This is a genomic window from Wolbachia endosymbiont (group B) of Apotomis betuletana, assembly GCF_947250475.1.
Taxonomy (GTDB): domain Bacteria; phylum Pseudomonadota; class Alphaproteobacteria; order Rickettsiales; family Anaplasmataceae; genus Wolbachia.
Genome location: NZ_OX366320.1, coordinates 99,819 through 118,237, shown reverse-complemented (window position 1 = coordinate 118,237; position 18,419 = coordinate 99,819). Strand labels below are relative to the sequence as shown.

Annotated in this window: 13 protein-coding genes and 2 pseudogenes; 7 read left to right on the top strand and 8 right to left on the bottom strand. The window is 34.4% G+C overall.

Going from position 1 to position 18,419, the window contains the following annotated elements; genetic code table 11:
- The first annotated feature begins 242 nt into the window (after nucleotides 1–242).
- From OOK82_RS00530 to OOK82_RS00520, 3 genes are all read left to right on the top strand, one after another.
- Entirely contained in the window at nucleotides 243–983 is a 741-nt protein-coding gene (locus tag OOK82_RS00530; protein WP_264375692.1) for a DsbA family protein, read from the top strand.
- 191 nt (nucleotides 984–1,174) lie between these two features.
- Nucleotides 1,175–2,695, top strand: coding sequence for an OTU family ubiquitin thioesterase (locus tag OOK82_RS00525; RefSeq protein WP_264686562.1), 1,521 nt, complete (start codon nucleotides 1,175–1,177; stop codon nucleotides 2,693–2,695).
- A 53-nt stretch (nucleotides 2,696–2,748) separates the two neighbouring features.
- Entirely contained in the window at nucleotides 2,749–3,342 is a 594-nt protein-coding gene (locus OOK82_RS00520) for a TIGR02217 family protein (protein WP_010405410.1), read from the top strand.
- Between the two features lie 222 nt (nucleotides 3,343–3,564).
- On the opposite strand, the gene OOK82_RS00515 is transcribed toward OOK82_RS00520, so the two are convergent.
- Nucleotides 3,565–3,858 carry a hypothetical protein gene (locus OOK82_RS00515; RefSeq protein WP_264375694.1) on the bottom strand — a complete coding sequence of 98 codons (294 nt, stop codon included), beginning with the start codon at nucleotides 3,856–3,858 and terminating at the stop codon, nucleotides 3,565–3,567.
- Between the two features lie 152 nt (nucleotides 3,859–4,010).
- A complete protein-coding gene (locus tag OOK82_RS00510; protein WP_264704270.1) occupies nucleotides 4,011–6,686 on the bottom strand; it encodes a 2-oxoglutarate dehydrogenase E1 component in 2,676 nt (891 codons plus the stop codon).
- A 392-nt stretch (nucleotides 6,687–7,078) separates the two neighbouring features.
- On the opposite strand from OOK82_RS00510, the gene OOK82_RS00505 reads away from it, so the two are divergent.
- Nucleotides 7,079–8,446: a hypothetical protein gene (locus tag OOK82_RS00505; RefSeq protein ID WP_264704269.1), complete on the top strand. Its 1,368-nt coding sequence runs from the start codon at nucleotides 7,079–7,081 to the stop codon at nucleotides 8,444–8,446.
- Between the two features lie 7 nt (nucleotides 8,447–8,453).
- Here the strand turns inward: OOK82_RS00505 and trpS are convergent, their stop codons facing one another.
- The 5 genes from trpS to OOK82_RS00480 all read right to left on the bottom strand — a co-directional run bounded on the left by trpS (nucleotide 8,454) and on the right by OOK82_RS00480 (nucleotide 13,336).
- Nucleotides 8,454–9,452 (bottom strand): tryptophan--tRNA ligase, encoded by a 999-nt coding sequence (gene trpS, locus OOK82_RS00500; protein WP_264686565.1) that lies wholly within the window; start codon nucleotides 9,450–9,452, stop codon nucleotides 8,454–8,456.
- A 15-nt stretch (nucleotides 9,453–9,467) separates the two neighbouring features.
- A complete protein-coding gene (locus tag OOK82_RS00495; RefSeq protein ID WP_010402249.1) occupies nucleotides 9,468–10,028 on the bottom strand; it encodes a nucleotide exchange factor GrpE in 561 nt (186 codons plus the stop codon).
- A gap of 62 nt (nucleotides 10,029–10,090) precedes the next feature.
- Complete coding sequence (locus OOK82_RS00490; protein ID WP_264375699.1) at nucleotides 10,091–11,077, bottom strand: polyprenyl synthetase family protein; 987 nt, start codon at nucleotides 11,075–11,077, stop codon at nucleotides 10,091–10,093.
- A 10-nt stretch (nucleotides 11,078–11,087) separates the two neighbouring features.
- Nucleotides 11,088–11,402, bottom strand: a complete 315-nt coding sequence (gene rpsP / locus OOK82_RS00485; RefSeq protein WP_006015540.1) for a 30S ribosomal protein S16 — start codon at nucleotides 11,400–11,402, stop codon at nucleotides 11,088–11,090.
- A gap of 134 nt (nucleotides 11,403–11,536) precedes the next feature.
- Complete coding sequence (locus OOK82_RS00480) at nucleotides 11,537–13,336, bottom strand: peptidylprolyl isomerase (RefSeq protein ID WP_264686566.1); 1,800 nt, start codon at nucleotides 13,334–13,336, stop codon at nucleotides 11,537–11,539.
- Nucleotides 13,337–13,525: 189 nt separating this feature from the next.
- On the opposite strand from OOK82_RS00480, the pseudogene OOK82_RS00475 reads away from it, so the two are divergent.
- From OOK82_RS00475 to nth, 3 genes and pseudogenes are all read left to right on the top strand, one after another.
- A pseudogene (locus OOK82_RS00475) lies at nucleotides 13,526–14,268 on the top strand (IS5 family transposase); the annotation flags it as partial.
- 42 nt (nucleotides 14,269–14,310) lie between these two features.
- Nucleotides 14,311–14,682, top strand: a pseudogene (locus OOK82_RS00470) (molecular chaperone DnaJ); the annotation flags it as partial.
- Between the two features lie 21 nt (nucleotides 14,683–14,703).
- Nucleotides 14,704–15,342 (top strand): endonuclease III, encoded by a 639-nt coding sequence (gene nth / locus OOK82_RS00465; RefSeq protein WP_108784611.1) that lies wholly within the window; start codon nucleotides 14,704–14,706, stop codon nucleotides 15,340–15,342.
- Nucleotides 15,343–15,639: 297 nt separating this feature from the next.
- Here the strand turns inward: nth and alaS are convergent, their stop codons facing one another.
- Complete coding sequence (gene alaS / locus OOK82_RS00460; RefSeq protein ID WP_264686568.1) at nucleotides 15,640–18,213, bottom strand: alanine--tRNA ligase; 2,574 nt, start codon at nucleotides 18,211–18,213, stop codon at nucleotides 15,640–15,642.
- Between the last annotated feature and the right edge of the window lie 206 nt (nucleotides 18,214–18,419).

Genomic DNA, 18,419 nt, shown 5'->3' with positions numbered 1-18,419 from the left:
CCGTGTTTGTCAGCATTATATGCGGCGGTTATAAAATAATCAACTTTTTTACCGCCGCGGTTACAATTGTTATACGCGGCGGTAAGGATTGCTTAAATTTCTCAAATGCCTTATTCTACACAAGTTTTCGTTACTTAATATCACCAGATTCTCTGATATAACATATATAAAGTTTGCATTTCTTGATAAAAATGTTTTAACATTGAGCATTTCTTTAATATTTGTATTCTTTAAGTAAGTATATGTCTAAGATACCATTTTTATTGATTTTTATACTTGCAGTAGCAAGTTTACCAGTAATAAACAATTGGCTTTCACACCGCAGTCAGAACTTAAATGATGATTATATAGGTGAGAGATTGGATAATTACATCAGTAAAAATTTTGATAGAGTTCTAAAAGCTCTCCAGGAAGAGTCAGCTAAAAATAGTTATGCTAATGCAACCAAAAATAAAATTTCTCAGCATAAAAATGAAATATTCGACTCCACTTATCCTTACTCAGGAAATGAAAATAGCAATGTCATAGCTGTAGGGTTCTTTGACTATTCTTGTGGCTATTGTAAGGCAATAAAGAATGACATAAAACAGTTGATCAATGATGGCAAAATTAAATATATCTTTAGGGATGCTCCAATACTTGGTAACAACTCCTTAAAGGCAGCAAAAGGTGCTTTAGCAACTTATTTTATCGATAAAGAAAAGTACTTAGATTTTCACTATGCTGCACTAGATCACAGAGGAGAATTTTCAGACGAAACTATATTGGATATAGTAAAAAGTATAGGGATTAACGAGGAAGATTTTAATAACTCTATGAAAAATAATGCAGACAAAATTGAGCACATGATAAACAATAGTAAACTTTTAGTAAGGGAGTTGGGAGTAGGCGGTACACCTTTTTTGATAATAGGAGATAGTCTTTTTGTAGGAAAAACTGATTTGAATATATTACGCAAAAAAGTGAATGGGTTAAAAGATTAATAAATTTCCTGCTTGACAGCATAAGAGAGTTTAAGTATAGTTAAGATATACTAAGTAACAATATGTATATGCTACATATTAGTTCAAGAAGAATAGGTGATGTTTGCTTGCAACATAGCACGACCTTAAGTAATTAGCCTTCCTAGGCTGATTAATCTATTAAAATACAATTATTATTTTGGAGTTATAACATGAAAAATTTCAACAGAGAACCAATTGCTCTTTTTCAACAAATCGAAGAAAAGAAAAAACCAAGTAATTTATTGGATAATTTAAAGAGTACTTATCCTAGAGAACTAAAAATCGGGGCTGCTATAAAGACAGGGGATTGCTTTTTTGACTCTGTGGCTCAAGGGTTGAATGAGCTAAATATAAAACCTGGTCATTATTTTACTGCAAAATCATTAAGAAAAGACTGCGCAGATTATGTTGAGCAACATGGTGAACAAGATAGTTGGACCTATAAAGCAGTAATAAAAGACGCTGCTATTGGTGGCTACTTTGCTGCGCTAGAAGGTCCACATGGTCCTATACAGGATCCAAAAACTAAAATGAATATAATAGATGAAGAGAAGACTTTTCGTCAGTACTTAAAAAACATTAAGAATATGGCTACAAGAAATGATTCTTCACCTATATGGGGTCGTCCAGAGATTGAAGGGAGAATGATATGCGACAAGTACAAAGTGGAACTTTATATTTATTCAATAGAGGAAGGTAGTCAAAAAGTTACGGGAACTAAAATTACAGCACATGATGATGATCCAGCAGTTTTTATACAAGATATAGATCTCAATCAACTAGAGATAGATAGTAGCAAAAAAACTGTAGGAGTAGTGAATTACATGAGGCATTTTGTGCCACTTCTTAGCAAAATCCCTTCTGATATAACAGAAAATCAATCAGTTTCTAATGAAGAAATCTTTGGTGAGGTTACAGAAGCTTCTGCTTCTGAGCAACCAGTACGACAAAAAAGCAGCACTAGTGAGCCGATTTTTTCGAATAAAAGCACTCCTATTTCTAATCAATCAGAGCAGAAACCACTAAAAGAAAGAGCTGCTAACAGAAGTATTGGTGAAAGAAATTCACAAAATCATGAAGCAATGTTAGAAAAAACACACAGTAAAACTTGTGAAAATACAGCAAAGATCTTGAGTGAAACTTCTAAGGATATGAAAAAAAATTCCAGTAAAGAAATTCTTGAAGTAGGTAACAGAGTTCCTGCTTCTGAGCAACCAAAGCAAGAAGAACAATATAATATCAGAACTAGCAAAGCAGCAATTGCGCAAGATCATAAAGAACAAAAAACACAAAAAGAGAGAATTAATACCAGCGCTAGTGAGCCAATTCATACGGATACAGTAATTACTATTTCTCATCCGCACGAGCAAAAAACACAACAAGAGGAAATACAAAAGAAATTAATCAATAGTTACAGAGGCGAAGCTATTTATAGCATAACTACTGTAATAACAGCTATAGCATTCACAGCATCTGCTATAGCTGCTGTTTTTACTCAACCAATTCCTTTAGCATGTCTTGCTGGAGTTGCTTTAGCCATTGCATGTGTTTGTGTATATCAGTTAACGCAGAGTCATCAAGACATTAACGAACTGAAAGGTAAGGTAGGAGAAAACAACACCTTTACTTTTTTAGAAGAAACGGGATTTAAAATTTATAGCCTGATTGATAAAGCAGCTTCAAAAATTTAAGATCTTTCCTACTTCATCTATATCAACTCAATTTTATTTTTACAGGAGGGCATATGTCATTTACAGAAATTAGATTTCCAGAAAATATATCTTATGGCTCTACTGGAGGACCTGAATTTTCGACTGACGTTGTAACAACTCATAATGGTTGTGAGCAGCGCAATATTAATTGGTCTCGTGCACGTGCCAGGTATAACATAGCTTATGGAGTTAGGTCAAACGAGCAGCTAACAGAACTCATAACATTTTTTCAGGCACGAAAAGGTAAAGCAATAGGGTTTCGTTTTAAGGATTGGTCAGACTTTACAGTTATCAATCAAGAAATTGGCATAGGAGACGATAAAAAAACGATCTTTCAACTGATGAAAACTTACATAAGTGGAAAAGACAAGCATACACGAACTATTAAAAAGCCAGTGCATGATACAATAAAAATTTACCTAGATGGTGAAAAGACAGAAAAATATTCAGTGAATTATTCAACTGGAGAAATAGCATTTATGAAACCACCAGCAAAAGGTACAATAATCACCGCAAGCTTCGAATTTGATGTACCAGTACGATTTGATACAGATTACCTAAACGCTTCTATTGATAACTATGGCAGCAACAGCTGGAATAATATTCCCTTAGTGGAAGTGAAATAAATTAAGTGGGCTACCATAAGCAATGCTAAGCCTCAGTAATCAACCATATATTTATCGAGGGTTGCTGTAAGTTATCTGGGTGTACATAGGCTCAACGAGCCTATGTCTAAATTCTATTGAGCACTATTGATTTCAGATTAAGCACAATATTCGAAAATATATTCGCTGATTTTTCTGACTCCATTTATTTTATTCTTAAAAATGCCTCTCTACCTTTACGTCTTAAGTTTCAATCCAGGTAACTGTTATTATAGCAGCATTAAATGCATCCATACAAGCTTGGCATTCACTATCATTGCACTCTCCTTCAAGCCTATCGTATTGGTTAAGTGTAATATTATCTTTATTCTTTAGCATAACTTTAAAGCATTCTTCATAATTTTTGCCAGTAGATTCACCTGTTTTGACATCAATAAGCTCGTCATTTTCAACCTTAAGTTCTATTCGAGAATTTGGTCTCTCTTCTTTTTTTGTAATAGCATGGGATTGTAATGGAAAAGTGTTATTATTACTCATAAAATACTCCTTAAAATTTATTCTAGTTATAGAATATAAAGTTTAAGAATCTGTAAACTAGTTTTGCTTGCCAAAATCTTCTTTGTGATATGGAAATTTTTTTATTGCTATAAGTTATCTAGGTACAATTAATGAGCCTGACCAATTGCCATTTAGTGTTTGCACAATTGTACATGCACAACTTGCTTCAAAATTTCTGCTTGTTGTTGAGCATGGACATTAGCATAACCACATGCAGGAGATGCAGCAGCAGGTCTTGCAATGCACTTAGGTCTTTTTGCTTGAGCATTGAGGCCAGACAATACCTCTTCTATCAATGGGTTGACAAAGAACCATCCTCCCATATTTTTTGGTTCCTCTTGACACCATGTAATTTCAGCGTTCTTATATTTTTCAAGTTCACTGCCTAGTTTATCGGCCGGGAATGGATAAAATTGTTCTAAACGCACTACTGCTATATCGTTTATTTTTTGTGCTTCAAGCATTTCAATTATGTCGTAATAAACTTTACCACTACATATTACAACTTTACGTATTTTATCACTTGCAACTAAACCTTTTCTACACTCTGGAATTACCGTAAGAAATTTTCCTTCAAAGTCAGAAAGGTTAGAAACTGCGCTTTTATGACGCAATAGTGATTTAGGTGTAAACACCACTAAAGGCTTATGAAAATCTCGATTAATTTGTCGGCGTAAAGCATGAAAATAATTCGCAGGAGTAGAGCAATTAACCACCTGCATATTATCCTCTGCACAGAGCTGCAAAAACCTCTCTATACGAGCAGAACTATGCTCAGGCCCCTGCCCTTCATAACCATGAGGCAAAAGTAAAACTAGACCACTTGACCGCAACCACTTTGTTTCTGCAGATGAGATAAATTGGTCGATCATAATTTGCGCGCCATTTGCAAAATCACCGAACTGCCCTTCCCAGAGCACAAGTGAATAAGGAGAATCAAGGCTATATCCATATTCAAAACCCATCACAGCATACTCAGATAGTGCGCTATCTATAACTTCAAAGCGAGCTTGCTTCTCACTTATGTTGTTCAGTGGAATAAACGTTTCTTCTGTTACTTGATCAACAAGTCTTGAATGACGGTGCGAGAAGGTACCGCGACCAGAATCTTGTCCTGACAAGCGCACTCCTATTCCTTCTTTAAGCAATGACGCGAATGCAAGACTTTCAGCAGTTGCCCAGTCTATGTTGCTACCGGAATTTATACTGTCTATTCTGCCATCAAGTATTCTTCTGACTTTATTATTGAGATTAAAACTACTTGGAATATTGCTATTTATGTGTACACCTAATTTTTTTAGCTCATCTGGTGAAACACCAGAGTCCGTATAATATTCACTCAAATCGTTCAACTTTGCTCTCCTGAGTTTTAACCACACTCCATCAAACCAGTCAGCTTTCTTCGGAGTATAAGTCGTTGACTCAGTAAGGCTTTTATCTAATCTTGTTCTAAATTCGCTGCGTAATTTACTTACTTCATCGCTACCTAGCACTTTCTCTGCAGTCAGCTTCTCTTCGTACAGCGTGCCTGGAGTTTTATGCTTTGATATTGCTTTATACATAAGTGGCTGAGTAAAATTTGGCTCATCGCCTTCATTATGGCCATATTTGCGGTAGCATATTATGTCAATCACCACATCCTTTTTAAATTTCTGCACATACTCCATTGCCAAATTCGCAACAAAACTCACAGCTTCTGGATTATCTCCATTAACATGAAATATTGGAGCTTCTATTGATTTTGCTACATCAGTGCAATAAAAAGATGAGCGTGCGCAGGATGGGTTGGCGGTAAAACCAACTTGGTTATTAATAACAATATGCACGATACCACCTACTGTATAACCTTCAATGTTGCTCAAAGTCAGGGTTTCAGCAACCACTCCCTGCCCGATGAAAGCTGCATCACCATGAATTGACACTCCAAGCACAGATCTTATATTTTGCTTCGCTCTTACTCTTCCAGCTAGAACTGGATTTACCGCCTCAAGGTGAGATGGGTTAGGACATAAACTTAAGTGTATTTTTTTACCACCAGCAAGTGCTCGATCAGAAGAGTAACCAAGGTGATATTTGACATCACCAGATACCTCAAGACCACTTGGGTATGCAAGATTGCCTTGAAATTCAGACAGCATTGCCGCATATTCTTTCCCCATAACTTTGGTTAGAACATTAAGCCGTCCTCGGTGGGCCATACCAAGAACTATTTCTTCAATACCAAAAGCTGCAGAATCACTAATAACTCTTTCAATTGCAACAATGGCTGACTCCCCACCTTCGATAGAAAAACGCTTATATCCAGGAAATTTCATATGGAGAAATTGCTCGAACATCTCAGATTCAATCAAGTGCCTTAGTATTTCTTTTTTATCCTGAGGGCTTAGCGTATAGACCTGATTTTCAATTTTCTCCTGCAGCCACACTCTTTCCTCATAAGAGGAAATATGCATAAATTCAAACCCGATGTTCTTGCAGTAAATATCTCTATATATTTCAGCATCATACGCTGGAGAGATATTCAAATATTTCTGATAATCTATTTCTTTATTTACATGCGGTGATAATGGATTTAAGTCCGCAAAAAAATGACCGTAAGATCTGAAGAAATTTGCTAAGCTAGAAATTGAATCATCCGACTTGACTGCGTGCTGTGCATTGCAGGCTTCCGTTTTATTCATTTCTAAATTGCTTGAAAAAATCCTATTCCAATCCTCCCCGATTGATTTATCGCCCTGCAGATAACGGCTATACATTTCTTCTACAAATTCTGCATTATCACCATAAAGGCAGCTTAGACTTAGCATAATCACTACAAAAGATATCAAATACTTATAAGTATAACTTAAGTTTTTTAAAAAAGAACTCCTTTAGTTTCTAATTATTAAGTTATACAAACACTGTAATCCGAGTTTTCCAGAAAGGGTGTCATTCTAGACTGACATCTAATCTTTCCATAAATGCTGTATTTCAACATAAAACAACTATACTCATCAACTTGTGCCCAATCATAATTCCTAGATTCCAGTGTTAGCTACTTGTTTTTTGGATTTCTATACTATTGCTGATTGAAGATTATTGAAATTTTTTGCACATTAAGGAACGCAAGCGTTTATGAGTCAGAGGATAAGTCATATAACATTTACTCGGTCTTAATACTTTGAATTTATATTTAAGTAAACGATAAACAGTAATTGGTATGAGTGATCTATTTAAAAGTGACAATTATGATAAAAATCTCAATTCTTTGATAAGAGTCATAAAGCTGAAGGATACAAAAAAAATTAATGAACAATATGATGAAACACTGAAAGATTTATCTCAAGCTCTGAAGAATTTTACAAACAACGCAAAAGATGTAGCCAAATTTGTTATATATAGCGACTTGAATAATTATGTAGAACCTTTGAGCACAAAGCCACTCGGTTTTATTGGAACATTAAAAGGGATATTAGATAGAGTCTTGGGAAAAGATATTCCAACTAATGATAATGACATAAAAAATTTTGTTGGTGATGAATTATCAGGTTTCACTATAGAAAAAGCAGCCGAATACACAAATATTTTAAGTACAATTAATCTATTCAAGAAAGGACTTAAAGAAATTTTAGATTCGAAACAGAGTGGAAAAGGCAATAAAGAACATAAATCATACGAAGTAAGCACGGAAAATAAAACGACATCAAAGCAGAAGGAAGATACTCCTAAGCTGCAAGAAGGAAAACAGCCGGTAGGAAAATTAGTTATGAAGAGAATAAAACGGCCAACAACAGCACCTCCGCCACCTCCTACTGCCTCAAAAAAGGTACACTTTAAACCAGAAATAGAGAATGTATCTCCTGAAGATTCAGGCTATGAAAGTTCATTAAGTGAAGAGTCTGGACATGAGGAAATATCAAATTATCAAGAGAAAAGCAGTAAATCTTCAACAAAAGATTCGGAAGACTCAAAGTTAGCTAAAAAGGAGCCAACTCACAAAACGAAACCTAAGAAAAATGCAGGAACAAGAAGAGGATATAAAAAGAGACAGGCTCCAGAGCCACCAGCGCTAAACGCTACCAATCAAGAAATTAGGCAAGAAACTAAAGAAGATAAATCTGAAATACTGTCAAATCCTAAAAGGCTAGATATTGTTGATCAACAAGTGAGCACGAAACCAATAATAGTAGAAGTGACTTCGCAAAAATCAGCTGAAAGTAAACCAATCCTGAAAAAATCTGCTGATAAAGCAGCATCAGAAGTAAAAGCGGTTATTATAAAAGAAAAAGTAAATAGCAAGAAGGACGGTAGAGTAAAGTCAATAGTAGGAAAATTTGAGCAAAATCAAGTTGCTAAGAGCAAAGCCACCCCTGCAACACAAGCAGATATCGGTATGAAGAAAGATCCTGCACCATCGCAAAAAACTGCCTCCCAATCTCACTCATTTCCGGTAGGAAATAAAAGATCTAAAATGAACCCCATAACAGCAAAGTCCGATTCTAAACTTCCGGTTAGTAAAAAACCTCTTCTCACTCATGTTAGTGTAAAGAAAATAGCTGCACGATTTGAAAGCCATGGGAAGAAATAGTTGTAACCTATTGAACAAACCCTATAATATCCTTGATCTTTTTTATATTGTTATTTGCAATCTCTGCTGCTTTTTCTGTACCTTCTTTTAATATTTTATGTAAATGGAGCTGATCCTTCAAAAGACCGTTCAACTTCTCACGTATGGGTGATATAACACTGATGATTAAGCCAGCTAACTCTTTTTTAAAGTGTTTCATATCATGTTTATTCACTTCTTCACACACTTTTTCCACATTTAAATCACTAAGCACTGAATAAATGTTTACCAAATTGTTTACTTCTGGACGGCACTTTAAAGTAGCAAAATCAAAGCCTAGAATTGAATCTGTTTTTGCTTTTTCTATTTTCTTGACAATCAAGTCATCTGTATCGTCAAGGTTAATGCATGAGTATTCTGAAGAATCAGATTTGCTCATCTTGCTTGCTCCATCTCTTAAGCTCATTATTCTTGATGTGCAATCCAAAGTTAAGATTTCAGGTATGATGAAATGACTACATTTATAATGATTGTTAAAAGCTGATGCAATATCACGTGCAAGTTCTAAATGCTGTTTTTGATCATCGCCAACAGGAACATATTTAGTTTGATACAGCAATATATCCGCAGCCATAAGTACTGGGTAGCTATATAACCCAAGAGAAGCTTTTTGTCTATCGCTTCCAGCCTTATCTTTAAATTGAGTCATACGATTAAGCCAACCAATTGGTGTATAGCACCCTAGCAGCCAGCCCAATTCTGCATGACCACTAACTGCGGATTGATTGAAAATAATCGACTTTTCCGGATCTATTCCACATGCAATATAAGTTGCTGCTGCTTTAAAAATATTATTTTTTAATTCATTTGCGGGAAGCTTATTTGCTGTGATTGCATGCAGATCAACAACACAAAAAAGAGATTTATATTTATCCTGCAAGCCTATCCACTGCTTAATTGCACCAAGATAATTGCCCAAGTGTAATACTCCACTTGGCTGAATACCTGAGAAGACAACTTCTTCCATACCTTGAGTGTGTTATTAGTTACTTTCGCAATCAGCAGATTTTTTAGAAAGAATAACCATTGCAGGACGAAGCAACCTATTTTTAATTGTATAACCAGTTTGTAGTACTTCTACAATAGTGCCAGGCTCTTTTTCATTATCTTCTCTTTCCACAACAGCTTGATGTAAATTGCTGTCAAAAGAGTTACCTATTGGATCTATTTCTTCTATTCCATGTTTTTTTAGATCACTCACAATCTTTTGGTGCGCCACTTTTATTCCTTCATGAATAGGATCATCATCTTTCAAGTTTTCCATTGCTTTTTTTAAATTGTCACAAGAGTCGATCATATCACGTGCAAATTTTGTGACTGCATAATCACTTGCATCGCTAATTTGCTTTTGCATTATACGTTTAACGTTTTCATTATCCGCAACAGCGCGACGTAAATGATCTTCAAGCTGAACTGCGCGTTCTTTTAATATATTAAGCTCTTCACTTAAATCACCTGTTTGCTGATCTTCTTGATCATCCCCTTTTCGTTTACTGACCATATCGGCAAATTTCTTTTTTTTCTCTTTATTACTATCTGACATATCATTCACCCTTACAAACTTAATAAATATATAACAATCAATCTAAAAATATCAAGCGTTAGCTATCCTTGTCTTTCTATGCTTGCATTTAAAAAGTCAATCAAAGCAGTTTTATAAAGAGAATCAGAAAAAGTATCAATATTACTTTGCGCCATATTAATATAGTGTTTAGCTTCTTCCATAGAAACATGAATGGCATTATGATGATTAATATATTGTAATGCTTGGTCAAAATTGTGTCTAGCTGAAGAAAAAGATTTCTCCCAGAATTTTTGTTCTGATGGGCTGCCTTTTTCATATGCTATAATAGAAGGTAAAGTAACTTTACCTTCAAAGAAATCTTTTCCAAGTTGCTTTCCTAAAGTGCCTTGATTAGCAGTATAATCTAGCACGTCATCAATTATTTGGAATGCCATACCAAAATTAAACCCGAAATTCCTTAGCCTCTCTGTTTCGTCACTTGTGGCTCCAGATACTACTGATGCAGCCTCGCAGCATGCAGAAAATAAAGATGCTGTTTTTTCTCCAATGATATTAAAATAATTTTTCCTAATTGTGTTAGGGTCAAAACGCGTTGTCATCTGCTTTATCTCACCCTTGACAAGCAAATTAGATGCCTTAGATAAAATAGAGAGAACACTTAAATTCCCACATTCTATAAGCCATCTAAATGCTAAGGTCAATAATAGATCACCAACTAAAATGCTTGATTTATTCCCCCAAATTTTATTTGCTGTTGCAACTCCATGGCGTGCCTTACTTTCATCAAGCACATCATCATGAAGTAAAGTAGCGTTGTGTATAAATTCTACCGATGCAGCAATGTTGACCCTACTCTCTCCAGAGTAATTCAGCATTTTACACATAATAAAAATGAGCTTAGGCCTTATCTTTTTTCCTCCTGAATTAATAAGATGAGATGTAATATCGGTAGCAAGCTTAGTACCTTCATCATTGACATTTTTGAAGATAAAGTCATTCATAGCCAATAAATCAGAAGATACAATATCATCTAATTTACTACTTTTTGTTAAATCAGTGTTTAGCATTTAATAGGACTTATGCTTCTTGCCCTTGTACTTTCTCAACTTTTTTCTTTTCTATTTTTTTCGATTCTGTTTCTAAATCTACTATGCCTTTTTTAATGAACCACATTACCCTTTCAGTTGCTTGCGCTCCTACACTTAGCCAATGTTTTAATCTATCAGCTTTTACCACAACACGATTTTTATTGTCTTTTGGCAACATTGGATCATATTGTCCTATTCTCTCAATAAAGCGCCCATCTCTTGGTGCTCGTGAATCGGCTACAACTATCCTATAAAAAGGACGTTTCTTTGCCCCAAACCTTGCTAACCTTATTTTAACTGCCATGTCAACCTTTATTCATATATTAATTACAATTTAAATACAATAAACAGCTCAAGTCAAACTAATTGTACCTCTTTTACCTAAAAATACAATATAGCCCCCTCCAATCACTCATAAAAGGAAGATAATAAACTTTTTTATATATCATCAATCATAGCATGATTAACTTCTACTCTATACTTTGATTTTAGATAGCTAATTAACTGTTCCTTTAGCGATATCATCACACGTTTTCCGGTGTCAAGCATGTTTAATTTACCATTTGATGAATGCATTTCTTTTAGAACTCCTATTATAATTTCATTATTGTATTGAATAGGATCTGTTACCGAATTAGTTGTTTTCATATTGAAAATCTCTTCTATGAAAGAAAAAGGGTAGTTTTGTTCATTGCGTTGTATTTGCTGGCCTTTAACCAATTTTATACCTTGCATTTCTTCCAAATCTGTCTTTTCTCTTAATTGAACTGCTACTTCTTGTCCCATTTTAAACATTCTTTCTTTTATAAATTCACTACGCCAAAGCTTTATGGCTGATTCCCTACTTTCTTCAAAATTTTGTAATTTAGGAGGAACGATATCACTGATTTTCACACCAACAACAGTATCTCCAACACCCTTAAAATAACTCTTCTGATCTTTCTCGCGTGAAAAAATGAAAGAAATGAAATCACTGGAATTTCCTACTTCATTACCACTTTGGTCTTTTCCACTAGCATCTACTGGACCAATGGTTTGTATAGGTAAATTGTAATTATTGGAGATTTCTTCAATCGTTGCACCATTGTATATCTTATAATTCACTTGATTTATGAAATCATTGACTTTTTCAAAAGACTTTTGATTGGTTAAAACTGACCTTATGTCTTTTTTTAAATCAACCAAGTCTTCATCAGAGATTTGATGTATGCTTTCTACCTTTATTACGTGCCATCCAAAATTGCTTGTTAAAACTTCACTTACTTCACCTGTTTTAAGAGCAAATACCTTTTCTCTCATATTTTCAGGTAAGAAATCCTTAGTTATATTATTTACTCTGGTTTCATCGAGTTTCACTTTATTAAACTCTTCTATTATTTGTTCAAAGCTTGCTTTACTTTCTTCAAGTGCTCTTCTTGCTATTTCAGCTTTTTCTTTGGTAGGAAATATCACATTGAATATGTCTCTTTGATTTTTAAGTTCCTGATGTTCTATTATACTATCAACCTCTTCATCTGAAATTCTGATTTGATCTTCAAAATATTTTTGATCCAGAGAAATGTATTGCGCAGTTCGATACTCAGGGTAATAAAAATTGGACTTATTTCTTTCATACAAATCAAGTAAGGCTTGATCATCTGGTTCAGGAACGTCTGTAATTGCATCCTCAGTTATTTTAACAATATCAACTACTCTAGTTTGGTAGCGATTTTTGTATATCTGCTCATCAACACCCTCACCAAAAGTTACCGGATAATTATCTTTAAATAACGAAGTCATGAACATCATTGCAGGCAGGATTTTCTCTAGTTTTTCTATATATTCCTTTTCTGTTATATGCAGGCTATTTAGAGTTTGATGGAATTTATTATGGTCAAATTCTCCTTTATCGTCCTGAAAGTACTTGGTATTTTTTATATGGCTTTTGATAGATTCTTCTCCAACTTTTAATCCAAGTTCGCTAATTAGGTTAAACAATAGTTTTTGCTCTATAAGTGCGTTAAGTAAATCATATTTCAGCTTTTTTACTTGTTCTTTACTTACATCAGATCCAGAAATTTGCTTTTCATAATTTTGATATAGTAATTTATATTCATCTGATGTTATAACTTCCTTTCCTACTTTAGCTAATTCTTTCCTTTCATCATCATTTGATAAAAGATTGCCAATCCCCATAAAGATTAATAAGCAAACTAAAAGGAGAACGATTGCCTTGGTAAAAAAATTTCTAATACTCATTGTAAACTCAGTTAACTAACACTTAAATTTAGAATAGCAATAATTTAATATTTGTAAATCTATTAACAAATTAGCTAATATATGTAATATTGTAGTGTATTAAATTGAGTGGAAGCTTATATTAACCTAAGAGCCTGTAAGTGATCTCTGAATATGGTAAGATGAGGTATAGTTGACATGAGGCAAAGTATGAGGAATACATATCCAAGTGACATAAGTTGTGAAAAATTCGAAAAGATTAGACTAATTTTAGAAAGCGTGCGAAAGAAAACAAAGCCAAGAAGATTAGGTTTATATGAGTTATTTTGTGGTGTGCTTTATGTACTAAAAAGTGGCTGTCAATGGCGAATGCTTCCAAAAGAGTTTCCAAGATGGCGAAATTTTTACGATTACTTCAAGAAATGGAGTAAAAAAACGAATGAAGATAGAGAAAATGTTCTAGAAATTGTCTTAAAAAAAATTGGTTGGAGAGAACAGTGGTCGGAATACCAAAACAAGCTTCTGCATCATTGATGCCCAAAGTGTAAAAAATACCGATACTGCTGAAGAAAAAGGTTATGATGCTGGCAAGAAAATTTCAGTAATAAAGCGTCATATCGCAGTTGATACACAAGGTTTGACACACGCAATTCATATAACAACGGCAGAAATAACTGATCGTAGCAGTGCTTTGACAATGGTTAAAAATGCTAAAGAAAGTCTCTCTGAAGTTAAAAACATACTGGTTGATGCAGGCTACACTGGAGAAAATTTTGCAACACAGATGAAAGTAACTATTGGTGCAACTGTTGAGGTGAAGCACCTTTGCTGTATTGCCAAAAAGATGGGTTGTTGAGAGATCTTCTTTTGCCTGGTTGGAAAAATGTAGGCGACTTTGGAAAAATTGCGAGCGTAAACTTAATACTAGCCTACAAATTTGCTTTTACTTCTTTCCTCCTCAAAAGATTATGAACAGGTTCTTTGATGATAGAGGGTTTATTTCTAATAGTCTTTATGTTGATGTGACAATATTTGGTACTTTGTCATTGTTAGCACTGCTAGCTACTGAGATATTTAGTCCTACATTTTCAAAAGGTTGTGAAATATACACTGAAAAACACATGAAAGATTTACTTGAGGAAGATCCAAGAGATAGAGTGCAAAAGGAGACTGATCTGTTAGGACGGTATGATCCACGAAGGCTATTAATGCCGATAATTATGCCTCTTGTTAGAAAGTATTTTGAAAAAGTGGCAAGCGAATTTGCTGAGAGGAATTTTGATGAGGTAAAAACTGATATGTCTGATGTTAATATTGAAGGACTATCTAATCCTCAAGCAATTGAATTTGCACAGCAAACAGTATAGTATAAGCTTTTAGCTCTATGCATGGACTCAAAAAAAGTAGAATTAATATTTGAAAAATTTCAACAGTCAAATCCTGCGCCAAAAATAGAGCTAAATTATACCAATCATTTTACATTATTAGTTGCAATAGTTCTGTCAGCGCGGACGACCGATATAAGTGTTAATAAAATTACAAAGGAGCTATTTAGTATCGCTGATACGCCAGAAAAAATGTTGAATCTTGGGCAAAGTGAGCTGAGAAAATGCATAAGCAGTATTGGTTTATATAATTCCAAAGCAAAAAATATAATCGGGCTCAGTAAAATATTGATTGAGAGGTACAATAGCAAAGTGCCTACTAATTTCGATGATTTGGTATCTTTACCAGGGGTTGGGAGAAAGAGCGCTAATGTGTTCTTAAATTCAGGGCTTGGTATTCCAACATTGGCAGTTGATACTCACGTTTTTAGAGTGAGCAATAGAGTTGGGCTTGTGAAAGAAAAAGATGTACTTAAAACAGAGCAGTCTCTTTTGAATGTAGTGCCAAAAAAATACCTACTTTATGCTCATCATTGGCTAGTTTTGCATGGTAGATATGTTTGCAAAGCGCAAAAACCTTCGTGTGAAACATGCATAATTCATGATTTATGTGAGTTTGAATGTAAGAGGTATAAAGTCTAGCACAACACTTCGATATTTCTTACTTTTATCATCCAAGTAGCTGATCTCTATGATGGTGTCATCCGAGTAGCTGACACTGGGATGACAATGAAGGGCTACTTGATGACGCCTCTGTGCACTGCCGTTATAAAGCTGCTACTTTGATGAATAAAATGATGTCATTCCAGAGCATGGAGCTGTAATCCAGTTCTTATTACCTGATATGCTCATTTGACAGTTAAGTCTTCTCTACCCCTATTTGCATAATACCTTGACGATTCCGTTCACGGTTAAAAGATACCGAGGTAGTAGGGTGTATTAGTTTTTGCAAGCTGTTATTTTGCTATGGATTGCTGTAATGGCATCATCTATTTTATTGTTATCACAGCCTGTTTGGGCAAGTTCGGCATTTCCACCGCAATCCCTTCTGGTTACAGTAGATACTAGCTCTTTTGCATTGATCTTATTAGTTAAATCTTTACTTACTTTGACAATCAAAACTGTTTTATCCTTTTCTGTTACCATGAAGGCTATTACAGTTTTCGGTTTTTGTTGCTGTAGAGCAAATTCCCTTATTATACTTCCTGGAACGTTATTGAAAGTGTGGCTTACGAAATTTATTCCATTTATTTCGGTACTTTTTACAGTTTCTACACTGATAAGCTTTTTATAAAGATTTTTTATTTTGACTTCAAATTCTTTGCGCTCCTGGCTTAAAATACTGAGTCGACTTATTATTTCATTTACTGGTGCTTTTACGCATTCTGCAACTTTTTTTAAGCTAATTTCGTTATTGCGTACATAATTAATTGCTTCTTGACCGGTTAAAGCTTCAATTCTTCTTACTCGAGATGCAACGGAACATTCTGCTGCTATCTTAAACAAACCAATTTCTCCGGTACGCTCCACGTGTGTACCACCACATAATTCTTTTGAATCTCCAATTTTTACAACCCTAACATTATCACCATATTTTTCACCAAATAAGGCCATCGCTCCTTCGTCTATTGCCTCATCCATACCTTGAACTTTTGTGGACGTAGAAAGATTTTCTCTGATTAGAGAGTTTACTATATCTTCTACTGAAGACAGCTGATCCTGAGTGACTGGCTTATTGTGACTAAAGTCAAATCTTAGTCTATTTGGTGCTACTAGAGAACCTTTTTGAGTAACGTGATCACCTAAGATTTTTCTGAGTGCAAAGTGTAGAAGATGTGTAGCTGAATGATTTCTTCTTAAGTCTTGTCTTCTTTTTTTATTAATACTAGCTGTAACTGTGTTACCTTTACAAATTGAGCCGACGCACCTGTGCAAATACAAGTCATTAATCTTGTTGGTATTTTCGACTGTTACCATACTTCCATCAGACTGTATAAGATTTCCAATATCTCCCACTTGTCCACCTGACTCTCCATAAAAAGGTGTTTTATCAAGTATAATAGTTATCTTTTCTCCTTCTTTTGCAGAATCAATTACTTCATTTTTAGAGGAAATTATTGCGAGTACTGTTGCATCCTTTACTTCATCACGTTCATAACCAACAAATTCCGTTTTGCCAAACTGATCGATTAAATTAAACCATACTTGTTCAACAGATTTTTCACCAGATCCAGTCCAATTAGCACGTGCTCTTTCTTTTTGCTCTTTCATTGCATTATCAAAACCTTTTTGGTCAAAATTTATTTTCCTTTCTTTCAAAATATCAAGTGTGATATCCAAAGGAAATCCATAAGTGTCATATAGTTTGAATGCTGATTCTCCAGATAGAGTGTCACCTGATTTTAAATCTGCAGTGAATTTGTCCAAGAGATTAATGCCTTTCATTAAAGTGTCTTTAAAGTTTTCTTCCTCTGATTTTAACGTTGTTTCTATTAAGCTTTTAGCTCTGATTAGCTCTGGATAAGCATCTCCCATATAAGCCAAACTTGTGCCATCTATGAGTGCAGGAAAAACAAGGTTCAATAGAGAATCATTATATCCAAGTAGGTGGATATAACGTACTGCTCTCCTGATCAATCTGCGTAGTACATAATTTCTTCCTTCATTTCCAGGAAGCACTCCTTCTGCGATGAGAAGTGCAGCTGCACGAAGGTGATCTGCGATAATCTTATGAGCTACTTTATTTTCCGTATTTCCACAGTACTCTTGCGATTTACTTACCAGAGCAGAAAATAGGTCAATATCATAGTTATCATGAACGTTCTGCATAACAGCTGCTATTCTTTCAAGGCCCATTCCGGTATCGATGCATTTTTTTGGTAATTTTTGTAAATTACCTTCTTCATCTTTATTAAATTCCATGAACACCAGGTTCCAAATTTCAACAATTCTGTCGTCTTCATGTAAAGCGGAATTTCCATGATCGTAAAAGATTTCAGAACATGGGCCACATGGACCAGTATTGCCCATGCTCCAAAAGTTATCATCTGTTGTAATTCTTATGATTTTATCATCTGAAAAGCCACTTATCTTACGCCAAATTTCATATGCTTCATCATCAGTGTGGTAAACAGTTATGGATAGTCTGTTTTTATCAAGAGACAATTCTTCAGTAATAAATTTCCACGCAAATTCTATCGCAGTTTCTTTAAAGTAATCACCAAAGCTAAAATTTCCGAGCATTTCAAAAAATGTGTGATGCCGAGATGTATAGCCAACATTTTCAAGATCATTGTGTTTACCACCTGCTCTGAGACACTTTTGACTTGAGACGGCACGTTTCATTTCAGTTTTTTGCGTGCCGGTAAAGATGTTTTTGAACTGTACCATACCAGCATTTGTAAACATGAGTGTTGGATCATGCTCTGGAATCAAAGGAGAAGAAGGAACTTGCTCATGATTATTATTTACAAAAAATTTTATAAATCTTTCTCTAATTTCGTTTAGCTTCATCGTTTTTACTGAGGTTATCTATGCATAATAAGTTGTAACAGAAGTAAAATCAATTTATCAATCTAAATATTAATATATACATTACTTAGTATAATAAGGGTAACTTTTACATAAAAATTTTAATAAAAAGATATAGGTTTAAATATTTTATCCACTAACATAGAGAAGTATTTGTTAATTCAAATAATACTTTTATTAATTCATTT

Bases quoted from the DNA above. Each gene is read 5' to 3' on its own strand.
- OOK82_RS00530 (WP_264375692.1), top strand. From the start codon at position 243: ATGTCTAAGATACCATTTTTATTGATTTTTATACTTGCAGTAGCAAGT.
- OOK82_RS00525 (WP_264686562.1), top strand. From the start codon at position 1,175: ATGAAAAATTTCAACAGAGAACCAATTGCTCTTTTTCAACAAATCGAA.
- OOK82_RS00520 (WP_010405410.1), top strand. From the start codon at position 2,749: ATGTCATTTACAGAAATTAGATTTCCAGAAAATATATCTTATGGCTCT.
- OOK82_RS00515 (WP_264375694.1), bottom strand. From the start codon at position 3,858: ATGAGTAATAATAACACTTTTCCATTACAATCCCATGCTATTACAAAA.
- OOK82_RS00510 (WP_264704270.1), bottom strand. From the start codon at position 6,686: ATGCTAAGTCTAAGCTGCCTTTATGGTGATAATGCAGAATTTGTAGAA.
- OOK82_RS00505 (WP_264704269.1), top strand. From the start codon at position 7,079: ATGAGTGATCTATTTAAAAGTGACAATTATGATAAAAATCTCAATTCT.
- trpS (WP_264686565.1), bottom strand. From the start codon at position 9,452: ATGGAAGAAGTTGTCTTCTCAGGTATTCAGCCAAGTGGAGTATTACAC.
- OOK82_RS00495 (WP_010402249.1), bottom strand. From the start codon at position 10,028: ATGTCAGATAGTAATAAAGAGAAAAAAAAGAAATTTGCCGATATGGTC.
- OOK82_RS00490 (WP_264375699.1), bottom strand. From the start codon at position 11,077: ATGCTAAACACTGATTTAACAAAAAGTAGTAAATTAGATGATATTGTA.
- rpsP (WP_006015540.1), bottom strand. From the start codon at position 11,402: ATGGCAGTTAAAATAAGGTTAGCAAGGTTTGGGGCAAAGAAACGTCCT.
- OOK82_RS00480 (WP_264686566.1), bottom strand. From the start codon at position 13,336: ATGAGTATTAGAAATTTTTTTACCAAGGCAATCGTTCTCCTTTTAGTT.
- nth (WP_108784611.1), top strand. From the start codon at position 14,704: ATGGACTCAAAAAAAGTAGAATTAATATTTGAAAAATTTCAACAGTCA.
- alaS (WP_264686568.1), bottom strand. From the start codon at position 18,213: ATGAAGCTAAACGAAATTAGAGAAAGATTTATAAAATTTTTTGTAAAT.